The organism is Bradyrhizobium sp. Mp27, assembly GCF_029953005.1.
Lineage (GTDB): Bacteria > Pseudomonadota > Alphaproteobacteria > Rhizobiales > Xanthobacteraceae > Bradyrhizobium > Bradyrhizobium barranii.
The window spans coordinates 18,630-31,001 of the sequence record NZ_JASAUS010000062.1 but is presented as its reverse complement, the minus strand read 5'-3'; the positions used below and the strand labels follow the sequence as shown (position 1 = coordinate 31,001).

The window sequence follows — 12,372 nt, the reverse complement described above, 5'->3', positions numbered from 1 at the left end:
CGAGTTTGCCGGCCCCGCCGCGAGACGAGGCCGGTCGCTGTTGAAAGAGTTACTTGATGTAGCTCGCGTCGAAGAGGTCCTCGACCTTCGGCGCGGCCTTGATGATGCCGATCTCGAGCAGGAGGTCGGCCGCGTCCTTGTTGAAGGTCAGGAAATCGCCGGCGAAGAACTTCTGGTTCGCGGCCTTGTCCTGCCAGCGCAGATATTTCGCCGAGTTGCCGAACGCCTCGCCGGTCTGCTTCACATCGGCACCCATGATCTCATAGGCCTTGGCCTGATCCTTGCCGATCATGTCGAGCGCCTCGAAATAGCTGTCGGCGAGCGCCTTGGCAGCCTTCGGGTTCTCGGTAAGGAACTTCGGCGTGCAGCCAAAGGTGTCCATGACCATCGGGTAGTCGAGCGTGGTCGCGATGATCTTGCCCTTGTCGGGCGCGGCGCGAACCGTCGACAGATACGGCTCGTAGGTCATCGCGGCATCGTTCTGGCCGGAGACGAAGGCCTGCGCGGCGGCCGCGGGCTCGAGGTTCACGACGGTGACATCCTTCACCGAGAGCCCGTTCTTCTTCAGCATCCAGGCCAGCGCGAAATAGGGCGAGGTGCCGGGCGCGGAAGCCGCGACGGTCTTGCCCTTGAGGTCCTTGATCGATGCGAGATCGTTGCGCACGGCCATGCCGTCGGCGCCATAGCTCTTGTCGAGCTGGAAGATCTGCTTGGTGGCAACGCCGTTGGCGTTCCAGGAGATCCAGGTCTCGACCGTTGTGGCAGCGCACTGGACGTCGCCGGAGGCGATCGCGAGGTGGCGGTCCTTCTGCGGGATCTTCTTGATCGTCACGTCGAGGCCGTTCTTCTTGAAGATACCGGCCTCCTTGGCGAGCGTCAGCGGCGCGAAGCCGGTCCATCCGGAGATGCCGACGCCGACCTTGACGTCGTCGGCGAGCACGGGAGTGGAGGCCGCAAGTGCAATGATTGTCGCAAATACCTTTGAACTACGCATGATTGTCGTCCTCTTGCCGATCGATGGTTTGACGTCCTGTTGATCATTGCCGGCCCATATGGACCGTTGCCCGAAGCGTTGCACGATTTGTGCCGACATCGTTCTCTCAGCCTCCCTTGAATCGGGCGACAAGGCGGTGAGAGTCACCGGGATAGAGCAGGCGCACCGCGGTGATGGTGCGCGCGCTGCGCCAAGTATAGCGGTCGATCACGAGGCAGGGCGCGCCGACGGCGATGTCGAGCGCCTCCGCCGTGCGATCGTCCGCAACGATGGCGCTGATCGTATGCTCGGCTTCCGTCCATGGGACATGATGAAGCAGCCACGAGCCGGGCGGCTCGCGCGAGAAATCCGCGGTCGCGGCATCCGGTACGGAGGACAGATCGATCAGTCGGTCCTCGACGGCAAACGGCACCTTGTCGGCGCTGTGCCGGCAGGTGATCGCAACCACCTTTCCGGCCTTCTTGACGCCAAGACGCTCGCGGTCGGCAGCGGTCGCCGCGCGCAGCTTGCGCCCGATCAGCTCGTAGCCGTAGCCGCGGCCAAGCGCGGTGATCTCGGCGCGAATATCTGCGATCTTCAGCACCGCCGACTGATGCTGCGGCCGGCGTACGAAGGAGCCGGCGCGCCGCCGCCGTTCGATCAGGTCTGCTTGCGCGAGCTCCGACAGCGCCTTGTTCACCGTCATGCGCGAGCAGCCGTAACGTGCGACCAATTCGTGCTCGAACGGGATGCGATGCCCGGGCGGCCATTCGCCGGTCAGGATGCGCTTCTCGATATCGGCGCGGATGCGCTTGTAGAGCGTCGGCTGGTCAGCGCCATCGGTGGCCAGGCTCATGCGACGAGCCTCCGCACCGCTGCGTTGAAGCGCTCGCGCGCGGTCTGTCGCAGTCTGTGTCGTCCGCCTTCGACGACCTTGTGGCCGCCAGCCCAGACGCAATCGATCGCGCCGGTCCCTCCGGCAAAAATCCAACCGTCGATGGCGGCGTCGCGCAAACGTCCCGCGAGCGACGGATGTGCGGTGTCGAGCGTGACGATGTCGGCGCGTGCGCCGGGCCCGAGGCCAACCGTCGCTTGTGCCAGCGCGCGCGCGCCGCCGGCGAGCGCATGATCGAACAGCGTTCGTCCCGTCGAGCGGCCTGCGCCGCCGGAGAGCACGTTGCGCTCGCGATGCTTCAGACGCTGGCCATATTCGAGCTGACGCAGCTCGTCGGCTGCGCCGACCAGCACGTTGGAGTCGGTGCCCACACCGAACGCGCCGCCGGCATCGACGAATTCGCGCGCCGGAAAGATGCCGTCGCCGAGACTGGCCTCGGTGATGGGGCAGAGACCCGCCACCGCACCGATCTTCGCGAACGCGGTGACTTCCGCATCCGTCGTATGGGTCGCGTGGATGAGGCACCAGCGTTGATCGACTGGCGCGTTCTCCAGCAGCCATTGCACCGGCCGTCGTCCCGACCAGGCCAGGCAATCCTCGACCTCTTTCACCTGCTCGGCGGCATGAACGTGCACCGGTCCACCATCGGCGAGCGGAATGATCGCCGCGAGTTCGTCCGGCGTCACCGCGCGCAGGCTGTGCGGCGCGATGCCGATATTGGCGCCCGGCAATCTGCTGATCGCCTTGCGCGATGCTGCCATCAGCGCGGCGAACTGATCGACCGAGCAGATGAAGCGGCGTTGTCCGGCATGCGGTGCGGCGCCGCCGAAGGAGCCATGCGCATAAAAACTCGGCAGCAGCGTCAGCGCAATGCCGGAACCTTCGGCGGCCTGTGCAATGCGGGCAGCCATCTCCGCGAGGTCGGCATAAGGAGAGCCGTCGCGATCGTGGTGGAGGTAGTGGAATTCGCCGACGCGAGTGAAGCCCTGTTCGAGCATCTCGACATACAACAGCGTCGCAACGGCGGCGACATCGTCCGGCGTCATCGCCAGCGCGAAGCGATACATCGTGTCGCGCCACGTCCAGAACGTATCGGTGCTCTCGCCGCGCAGCTCGGCCAGCCCCGCCATGCCGCGCTGGAATGCGTGGCTGTGCAGGCTCGCCAACCCCGGAAGCGCAATTCCATGACGCTCGTCGCCGGCGGCCGGCGCCACGCCGGGCGTCACCTCGGCGATCGCGCCGGCGGTGATCACCATCTGCACGTCATTGGCCCAGCCCGAAGGCAGGAGCGCGGAGGCGAAATGCAGTCGGGTCATGATTACACGCCGGCTGGACAGAACCGCCCCACGATTATATGTCTAGACATATAAGTCAAGCATCCCACGAAGGGACCATTGCATGGCAGAGCGCTTCGACCGGATCTGGCACAATGCCCGGCTCGCCACGATGCGGGCCGACCGTCCAGATCTCGGCGAGATCGAGCATGGCGTGATCGCCGCGCGCGGTGGCCATATCGTCTATGCGGGCGCAGCGGCGGATTTTCCTGTTGACGCCGACGCGATCAAGCGGATCGATTGCGAGGGGCGCTGGATCACGCCCGGCCTCGTCGATTGCCACACCCATCTCGTCTATGGCGGCAACCGCGCGCACGAATTCGAGCTGCGCCTAAAAGGCGCAAGCTACGAGGAGATCGCGCGCGCCGGTGGCGGCATTGTCTCGACAGTCGCCGCGACGCGCAAAGCGAGCGAGGCCGAGCTCATTGCAAGCGCGCTGCCGCGGCTCGATACGCTGATTGGCGAGGGCGTCACCACCATCGAGATCAAGTCCGGTTACGGCCTCGATGTCGAGACCGAGATGCGGCAGCTCTCAGCGGCGCGCATCCTCGGCCGTCAGCGGCCGGTTGCGATCCGCACCTCCTTTCTCGGGGCGCATGCGCTGCCTGTGGAGGCCGGCGGTGACAAGGATCGCTACATCGATCTCGTGTGTCATGAGATGCTGCCGGCTGTCGCAAAGGCCGGTCTTGCCGATGCCGTCGATGCCTTCATGGAAGGTATCGCGTTCTCGGCCGAGCAGACCGCGCGGGTGTTCGAGACGGCGAGGGGGCTTGGGCTGCCGGTCAAGCTCCATGCGGACCAGCTGTCGAACCTCGGCGGCGCTGCGCTCGCCGCAAAATTCTCGGCGCTCTCCGCCGATCATCTCGAGCACACCGACGAGGCCGGCGCCGCCGCAATGGCGAAGGCCGGAACTGTCGCCGTGCTGCTGCCCGGCGCCTTCTATTTCATCCGCGAGACGCAGAAGCCGCCGATCGAAGCGTTCCGCAGGCACGGCGTCCACATGGCGCTCGCGACCGACTGCAATCCCGGCAGCTCGCCGCTGACATCGCTCCTGCTCACGATGAACAAAGGCGCGACGCTGTTCCGGATGACGGTGGCCGAATGCCTCGCTGGTGTCACCCGTGAAGGCGCGCGGGCGCTCGGCGTGCTCGATGAAACCGGCACGCTGGAAGCTGAGAAGTGGTGCGATCTCGCGATCTGGGACATCGAGCGGCCCGCCGAACTCGTCTACCGCATCGGCTTCAATCCGCTGCATCGCCGGGTGTGGAGGGGACAGTGACGGAGCAGGGCGCAGCGATCGTCGTCAAGCCGGGAACGGTCAGCCTCGACGATCTCGCGCGCGTGCTCGCGGGCGCTCCTGTTGTACTCGATCCGTCATTCTGGCCGCGCGTCGAGGCAGCCGCGGAGATCGTTGCAAAGGCAGCGCACGCCGCCGCGCCGGTCTATGGCATCAATACCGGGTTTGGAAAACTGGCCTCGAAGCGCATTCCGCCCGACCAGACCGCGCTGCTCCAGCGCAATCTCATCGTCTCGCATTGCTGCGGCGTCGGCCCGACCACGCCGGAGCCGATCGTACGGCTGATGATGGCGCTGAAGATCGTTTCGCTTGGGCGTGGTGCCTCCGGCGTGCGCCGCGAGGTGATCGAGCAGTTGCTGGCCATGCTGGCGCAGGACGTCTATCCGCTGGTGCCGCAGCAGGGCTCGGTCGGCGCCTCCGGCGATCTTGCGCCGCTCGCGCACATGACGGCGGTGATGATCGGCGAGGGACAGGCGATCGTCGATGGCAAGACTGTCTCCGGCCGTGAGGCACTCGCCGTCGCCGGTCTCGCGCCGCTGACGCTCGGTCCCAAGGAGGGGCTTGCCCTGATCAACGGGACGCAATTCTCGACGGCCTACGCTATCTCCGGCGTGCTGCGCGCGTTTCGCCTGGCTCGCGCCGCGCTCGTCACCGGCGCGCTGTCGGTCGATGCGGCAATGGCCTCGACGGCGCCGTTCCGCCCCGAGATTCAGGTGTTGCGCGGTCACGCCGGACAGATGGCTGCCGCCGCGACGTTGACCGCATTGCTCGACGGCAGCGATATCAGGTTGTCGCATCTCGAAGGTGACGAGCGCGTGCAGGATCCCTATTGCCTGCGGTGCCAGCCGCAAGTCGCGGGCGCTGCGCTCGACCTGATCACGCAGGCCGCGCGCACGCTGATCGTCGAAGCCAATGCCGTCACCGACAATCCGCTCGTCCTGGTCGAGACCGGCGAGATCGTCTCGGGCGGCAATTTCCACGCCGAGCCGGTCGCCTTTGCCGCCGATACGATCGCGCTGGCGCTGTCGGAAATCGGCGCGATCAGCGAGCGGCGCATTGCGACGCTGGTTGACCCCGCACTCAATTTCGGTCTGCCGCCGTTCCTGACGCCCGATCCCGGCATCAATTCCGGCTTCATGATCGCCGAGGTCACGGCCGCCGCGCTCTACGCCGAGAACAAGCAGCGCGCGGCGGCCTGCTCGATCGACTCGACACCGACCAGCGCCAACCAGGAAGATCATGTCTCGATGGCCGCGCACGCCGCGCGTCGCCTCTCGGATATGGCCGACAATCTCGCCGCCATCCTCGGCATCGAGCTCCTGGTCGCCGCACAAGGCATCACGCTGCGCGCGCCGCACGCGACCAGCGCGCCACTCGCAGCCGTCATCGCTGCGCTTCGCGAGCATGTGCCCGCGCTCGCCGCCGATCGCTACATGGCCGGCGATCTCGCCAAGGCGGCTGCGCTGATCGGAGCCGATGCGCTACCGGCCGTGGCGATCGCGGCGCTTCCAACCAATCCGTTCCCGAGACCTGACTAAAGAGGTGCTCCGCATGAACCGCCGACTGGACAATGAACGCACCATCCGCGCCCCCCGCGGCAACGACATCAGCGCCAAGAGCTGGCTGACGGAAGCGCCCCTGCGCATGCTGATGAACAATCTCGACCGCGATGTCGCGGAGCGTCCGAGCGAGCTCGTCGTCTATGGCGGCATCGGCCGCGCCGCGCGCGACTGGGAGAGCTTTGATCGCATCACGGCGGCCTTGCGCAAGCTCGAGAATGACGAGACGCTGCTGGTCCAGTCCGGCAAGCCGGTCGGCGTGTTCCGCACCCATGCCGACGCTCCGCGTGTCCTGATCGCGAACTCCAACATCGTGCCGCATTGGGCGACGCTCGACCATTTCAACGAGCTCGATCGCAAGGGCCTGATGATGTACGGCCAGATGACGGCGGGCTCCTGGATCTATATCGGCAGCCAGGGCATCGTGCAGGGCACCTACGAGACCTTCGTCGAGGTCGGCCGGCGTCACTATGGCGGCAGCCTCGCGGGAAGCTGGATTCTCACCGCCGGTCTCGGCGGCATGGGCGGTGCGCAACCGCTGGCCGCGACCATGGCGGGCGCCTCGATGCTCGCGGTCGAATGCCAGCCGAGCCGCATCGAGATGCGACTGCGCACCGGCTATCTCGATCGGCAGGCCGCGACGCTCGACGAGGCGCTGGCGATCATGGAAGAAGCCGCAAAGACTAAGAAGGCGGTATCGGTGGGCCTGCTCGGCAATGCCGCGGAGATTTTCCCCGAGCTGGTGCGCCGCGGCGTCAAGCCCGATATCGTCACCGACCAGACCAGCGCGCATGATCCGATCAACGGCTACTTGCCAAAGGGCTGGACGCTCGCCGATTGGGAAACCAAGCGCGCCTCCGATCCGAAGGCGGTGGAGCGCGCCTCAAAGACGTCGATGGTCGAGCACGTGCAGGCCATGCTGGATTTCCATGCGCAAGGCATTCCGACGCTCGACTACGGCAACAACATTCGCCAGATGGCGCAGGACATGGGCCTGAAGAACGCCTTCGATTTCCCGGGCTTCGTTCCCGCCTATATCCGTCCCTTGTTCTGCCGAGGCGTCGGGCCGTTCCGCTGGGCTGCGCTCTCAGGCGATCCCGAGGACATCTTCAAGACCGACGCCAAGGTCAAGGAGCTGATGCCCGACGACAAGCATCTGCACAACTGGCTCGACATGGCCAGGGAACGCATCAAGTTCCAGGGCCTGCCGGCGCGGATCTGCTGGGTCGGCCTCGGCGACCGAGATCGCCTGGGTCTTGCCTTCAACGAGATGGTGGCACGTGGCGAATTGAAGGCGCCGATCGTGATCGGCCGCGATCATCTCGACAGCGGCTCGGTGGCAAGCCCCAACCGCGAGACCGAGGCGATGAAGGACGGATCGGATGCGGTGTCCGACTGGCCGCTGCTCAACGCGCTGCTCAACTGCGCCAGCGGCGCGACCTGGGTCTCGCTGCATCACGGCGGCGGCGTCGGCATCGGCTATTCCCAGCACGCCGGCATGGTGATCGTGGCCGACGGCACGCCGGAAGCGGCCAAGCGGATCGAGCGCGTGCTCTGGAATGATCCCGCCAGCGGGGTGATGCGCCATGCAGACGCGGGCTATGAGACCGCGATTGACTGCGCCCGCGACAAGGGGCTCGATCTGCCGAGCCTTGCGAAGTAACTAGCCGCTCACCAGCAGCTTCGGCATCGTCATCTTCGCGCCGTCCATGAAGGTCTGGACGGCGTCGTGGACGATCGCGTCGAGATCGGGCGGGATCGGCGTCTCGTAGATGAACTTGCGGATGGCGAGATAGAAGATGCGGCCGTGCAGGCCCCAGAACAGCTCGGTCTCGCGTTCGCTGAGCGGACGGGCTTTTGCATCGGGCAGCTTCAGATCGTGGCGCAGCTCGGCCGCGGCGGGCTCGATGATCTCGCGGCGGACAATGTCGAGATAACGGCCGGTGATGCCGAACGACTTCATGCCGGAGAAGACGAAGATTCGCACCCAATTGTACTCGAACACGCGCTCGACATAATCGAGATAGAAGCGCGTCAGCCGCGCCTCGAGCGGCAAGGTTCGGTCGCGGATCATCGGCCCCCAGTCGGGCGACCAGCGGCTGAGATAGACCTCCTGGTAGACCCGCTCGATCAGCGCCTCCTTGCTCGGGAAGTGGCGATAGATCGCCGAATGCGTGATGCCCATGCGTTTGGCGAGTTCGCGGGTCTGGCCCTCGAAGCCATGCTCGGCGAAGAAGCGGATCGCCTCGTCCACGATCGCACGCTCGCGGTCGGCCGCACGCATGTTGCGGCGCTTTGGCGCGGACTTGCTGCCTGTGTCCGTCCGCTTCCGGACCGGTCGCTTCGCTGGTTTCTGCGCTTTTCGGGCCATTTCGTCGCTGTTTAGCAATCTCAGGCTGCCTTCTTAGCCTAAAGGTGCATTTGTGACCAAATGGTCATTTCCTGTTGACCGGTCTTTGGCGGCGTGTCAGGATTTTGAGACCAGATGGTTACAAATCTGGCATCCCGGCTGATGAGCCGACGGATCTCGAGGAAACGGCGGTGAAGGCGAGGGCTTTCAGCTATTTTCGTGCTGCGACGATCGACCAGGCGCTGGATGCTCATGCCCGCGCCGGCGATGACGCGCGCTTCATTGCCGGTGGCCAGAGCCTCGTGCCGGCGTTATCGCTGCGGCTACAAGCGCCGCGGTTGCTGATCGACATCACCCACATCGAAGAGCTGCGCGGCGTCAGGCGCGAAGGCGGTCACTTGCGCATCGGCGCGCTGACGCGCCATTGCGAGATGCTTAGCGAGCCGCTGATCGCCGAGTTCGCGCCGTTGCTGCACGCGGCCGCCCCCTTCGTCGCCCATCCCGCGATCCGCAACCGCGGCACGTTCGGCGGCAGCGTCGCGCTCGCCGATCCTGCCTCCGAATTTCCGGCGATGACCCTGGCGCTCGATGCCGAGATCGAGATCGCCGGCCCTTCGGGCAGCCGGCGTGTGAAAGCCGACGACTTCTTCGTCGAGCTGTTCGAGACCGCATTGCAGCCCGGCGAGCTGATCACCGCGATCTACGTTCCGCTGTTCAAGGCCGATCAGCGCTTTGCATTCGACGAGCTGGCGCGCCGGCGCGGGGATTACGCGCTGGTCGGCTGTGGCATCATGTCGACCTGCACCGGCGATCGCATCGACGATATCCGCATCTCCTTCTTCTCCGTCGGCAATACGCCGACGCGCGTGAAGGGGGCTGAGGCGACCCTCATCGGCTCAAGCCTCGATGCAGAACGCATCAAGGCCGCCCAAGCCGCGCTCGAAGGCGATCTCGCGCCGCCCGACGGCGAGGTGCCGCCGGCGATGCGGCTGCATCTCGCCCGCGTGCTGCTCGGCCGCCTGCTCGGACGTCTGGGTGAGGGTGCATGAGCGGTTTTGACGAAACCCTTTTGGACGACGCGGACGAGACCGTGCGGGTCCGCTTCGTCGTCAATGGCCGCAAGGTCGCCTGCGAGGTGGCGCCGCGCGAGACGCTGGTCGATTGCCTGCGCAACGCGCTCGAACTGACCGGCACGCATGCGGGCTGCGAGATGGGGGCCTGCGGCGCCTGCCTGGTGCAGCTCGACGGCCGCGCTGTGCACTCATGCCTGATCTTTGCAGTGCAGGCCGATGGCGCCAAGATCAATACCATCGAAGGTCTTACCGAGAGCGGCGTGATCGCCGATCTCCAGGCCGAATTCCATCGCCGCAACGCGCTGCAATGTGGCTTCTGCACGCCGGGCATGTTGGTCAATGCGCACGAGTTGCTCTCGCAGATCGCGCTGCCCAGCCGCGACGAAATCCGCGACGCGCTGTCGGGCAACTACTGCCGCTGCACCGGCTATGAGGCGATCGTAGACGCCATCGACGCGGTGGCCAAAGCGCGCAAAGAAAGCGGAGGCGCGACATGAGCGCGCCGCTGACCTCGCTCGACCGCCCGAATTCCTATATCGGCCGCTCCGTGCCGCGCCCGAACGCCAAGCGGCTGCTCGCCGGCCGCGGACGCTATGTCAGCGACCTCCGCCTGCCGCGCATGCTCCACGCTGCGTTCCTGCGCAGTCCGCATGCGCACGCGAAGATCGTCGCCATCAATACCGAGCAAGCGCGCGCGCTCGAAGGCGTGCATCTCGTTGCCACCGGCGAGGATCTCGCAAAGATCTGCACGCCCTGGACCGGCACGCTCGATCACTTCAAGGGCATGACGTCGACTCCGCAATTGCCATTGCCGCTCGACCGCGTGGTCTGGGCCGGGCAGGCTGTGGTGGCCGTCGTCGCCGAGAGCCGGGCGATTGCGGAAGATGCGCTGGAGCTGATCGAGATCGATTACGAGGACCTCCCCGTCGTCGTCGATATCGACAGTGCACGAGAGGTTGGTGGCCCGCTGATCAATCCCGGCAGTGTCAATAACACCTGTTTCCGGGCCCAGCTCGACAATGGCGCCGTTGACGACGCCTTTGCGCATGCCGCGCACGTGGTGGAAGAAGAGTTCTCCTTCGGCCGCCACACCGCGGTGACGCTGGAGCCGCGCGCCATCGTTGCGGACTACGATCCCGCCGCCGGCGCACTCACCGTGCATCACGCGACGCAGACGCCCTACCAGTTCCAGGATCTCTATTCGCGCCACTACGGCATCCCCGAGGCCCGCGTTCGCGTGATCGCGACCGACATCGGCGGCTCTTTCGGGATGAAGCTGCATGTCTATCACGAGGACATGGCGGTGGTCGGCCTCTCGATTCTGCTCGGCCGTCCCGTCAAATACGTCGCCGACCGGATCGAGTCCTTCGTCTCCGACATCCACGCCCGCGATCATCGGGTCCGCGCCCGCATGGCGCTCGATGCCAACGGCGAGATCCTGGCGATCGATGTCCTCGATCTGACCGCGATCGGAGCGTTCTCGACTTATCCGCGCACCAGCGTGGTCGAGGGCAATCAGGTGATCCGTCTGATCGGCGCGCCCTATCGTTTCAAGAACTATCGCGCCATACTGGAGGTGATCTTCCAGAACAAGGTGCAGACCAGCCAGTATCGCGCCGTCGGCCATCCCATTGCCTGCGCCGTCACCGAGCGGCTGGTCGACATGGCCGCGGCCAAGGTCGGCCTCGATCCCTTCGCCATCCGCGCGCAGAACGTTATTGCTGACGATGCCTATCCGCAGACCTCGCCGACCGGCTATCGCTTCGAGGCGCTGTCACACCAGGCCTGCCTGAAGCGCCTGCACGAGATGATGGGTTATGAGGCGTTGCGCGCCGAGCAGGCCGACTTGCGCAAGCGCGGCATCTATCGCGGCATCGGCATTGCGGCCTTCGTCGAGATCACGAATCCCAGCCCGGCTTTTTATGGTGTCGGCGGTGCGCGAATTTCCTCGCAGGACGGCGCGATTTTGAGCCTGACGCCGTCGGGCGAGGTCCGCTGCCTGATCTCGGTCACCGAGCAGGGGCAGGGCACCGAGGCGATCATCAGCCAGATCGTGGCCGATCAGCTCGGCCTTGCGCAGGAGCACGTCAAGGTCATCACCGGAGATACCGAGGTGACGCCGCATGGCGGCGCGACGTGGGCCTGCCGTGGCGCCGGCATCGGCGGCGAGACCGCGCTGCAGGCCACGCGTGTGCTCAAGCGCAATATTCTGGAGATTGCCGCGCTGATCCTCCAGGAGCAGCCGTCGGCACTCGACATCATCGATGGCGAGGTCGTCGACGCCGTGACCCGGAACCAGCGGTTGCCAATCTCCGAGATCGCGCGGATCGCCTATTTCCGCTCCGATACGCTGCCACCGGGCACGCAGGCGCAGCTTACCGTCAGCCATCATTTCGCGCCACAGGGCTATCCGTTCGCCTTCACCAACGGCATCCAGGGCTGTTCGCTGGAGGTCGATGTCGAGACCGGCTTCGTCAAGGTGCTGAAACACTTCATCGTCGAGGATTGCGGCCGCGTCATCAATCCGATGCTGGTGGACGAGCAGCTTCGCGGCGGCATCGTCCAGGGCCTCGGCGCGGCGCTGTTCGAGGAATGTCGCTACAGCGAGACAGGTCAGCTCATGAACGGCTCGCTCGCCGACTACCTCGTTCCGATGCCGATGGAGATGCCCGACATCGTCATCGGCCATGTCGAGACGCCGACCGCCGACACCGTGCTCGGCGCCAAGGGGGTTGGCGAGGCCGGCACGGCGGCGGCCTCCGCCTGTGTGCTCAACGCCGTCAACGACGCGCTCACGCGGTTCGGCGCGACGATCAATTCGATCCCGATCACGCCCATAAAAGTCCTGAAAGCCCTGAAACGCTTCTAAAAAAAGTCAGTTGGAGGAAATC

General features: G+C 65.6%; 10 protein-coding genes. 6 read left to right on the top strand and 4 right to left on the bottom strand.

The genetic code is table 11. From position 1 onward, the window contains the following. Nucleotides 1-49: 49 nt before the first annotated feature. The 3 genes from QJT78_RS27320 to QJT78_RS27310 form a co-directional block, all read right to left on the bottom strand. Nucleotides 50-994, bottom strand: a complete 945-nt coding sequence (locus QJT78_RS27320; protein WP_028152174.1) for an ABC transporter substrate-binding protein — start codon at nucleotides 992-994, stop codon at nucleotides 50-52. A 106-nt stretch (nucleotides 995-1,100) separates the two neighbouring features. Continuing rightward, nucleotides 1,101-1,829, bottom strand: a complete 729-nt coding sequence (gene hutC / locus QJT78_RS27315) for a histidine utilization repressor (protein ID WP_028152175.1) — start codon at nucleotides 1,827-1,829, stop codon at nucleotides 1,101-1,103. Beyond that, complete coding sequence (locus tag QJT78_RS27310) at nucleotides 1,826-3,184, bottom strand: formimidoylglutamate deiminase (RefSeq protein WP_038944215.1); 1,359 nt, start codon at nucleotides 3,182-3,184, stop codon at nucleotides 1,826-1,828. The genes hutC and QJT78_RS27310 overlap by 4 nt, the downstream gene beginning before the upstream one ends. A gap of 82 nt (nucleotides 3,185-3,266) precedes the next feature. Here QJT78_RS27310 and hutI point away from each other — a divergent pair, with 82 nt between their 5' ends. From hutI to hutU, 3 genes are read left to right on the top strand one after another with little or no spacing between them, the layout of a single operon-like run. After that, a complete protein-coding gene (gene hutI, locus QJT78_RS27305; protein WP_038952739.1) occupies nucleotides 3,267-4,481 on the top strand; it encodes an imidazolonepropionase in 1,215 nt (404 codons plus the stop codon). Further along, nucleotides 4,478-6,037 carry a histidine ammonia-lyase gene (gene hutH, locus QJT78_RS27300; RefSeq protein ID WP_038944217.1) on the top strand — a complete coding sequence of 520 codons (1,560 nt, stop codon included), beginning with the start codon at nucleotides 4,478-4,480 and terminating at the stop codon, nucleotides 6,035-6,037. Before hutI ends, hutH begins: the two co-directional genes overlap by 4 nt. Nucleotides 6,038-6,050: 13 nt before the next feature. Then, entirely contained in the window at nucleotides 6,051-7,721 is a 1,671-nt protein-coding gene (gene hutU, locus QJT78_RS27295) for a urocanate hydratase (RefSeq protein WP_038944218.1), read from the top strand. Here hutU and QJT78_RS27290 read toward each other — a convergent pair whose 3' ends face one another. Next, a complete protein-coding gene (locus QJT78_RS27290) occupies nucleotides 7,722-8,342 on the bottom strand; it encodes a TetR/AcrR family transcriptional regulator (RefSeq protein ID WP_028152180.1) in 621 nt (206 codons plus the stop codon). 257 nt (nucleotides 8,343-8,599) lie between these two features. Between QJT78_RS27290 and QJT78_RS27285 the strand changes: the two genes are divergently transcribed. The 3 genes from QJT78_RS27285 to QJT78_RS27275 are packed head-to-tail and all read left to right on the top strand — an operon-like array spanning nucleotide 8,600 to nucleotide 12,350. Next, nucleotides 8,600-9,457 carry a xanthine dehydrogenase family protein subunit M gene (locus tag QJT78_RS27285; RefSeq protein WP_028152181.1) on the top strand — a complete coding sequence of 286 codons (858 nt, stop codon included), beginning with the start codon at nucleotides 8,600-8,602 and terminating at the stop codon, nucleotides 9,455-9,457. Beyond that, nucleotides 9,454-9,978: a (2Fe-2S)-binding protein gene (locus QJT78_RS27280; protein ID WP_028152182.1), complete on the top strand. Its 525-nt coding sequence runs from the start codon at nucleotides 9,454-9,456 to the stop codon at nucleotides 9,976-9,978. Before QJT78_RS27285 ends, QJT78_RS27280 begins: the two co-directional genes overlap by 4 nt. Then, nucleotides 9,975-12,350, top strand: coding sequence for a xanthine dehydrogenase family protein molybdopterin-binding subunit (locus QJT78_RS27275; RefSeq protein ID WP_038944219.1), 2,376 nt, complete (start codon nucleotides 9,975-9,977; stop codon nucleotides 12,348-12,350). Before QJT78_RS27280 ends, QJT78_RS27275 begins: the two co-directional genes overlap by 4 nt. Nucleotides 12,351-12,372 lie beyond the last annotated feature (22 nt).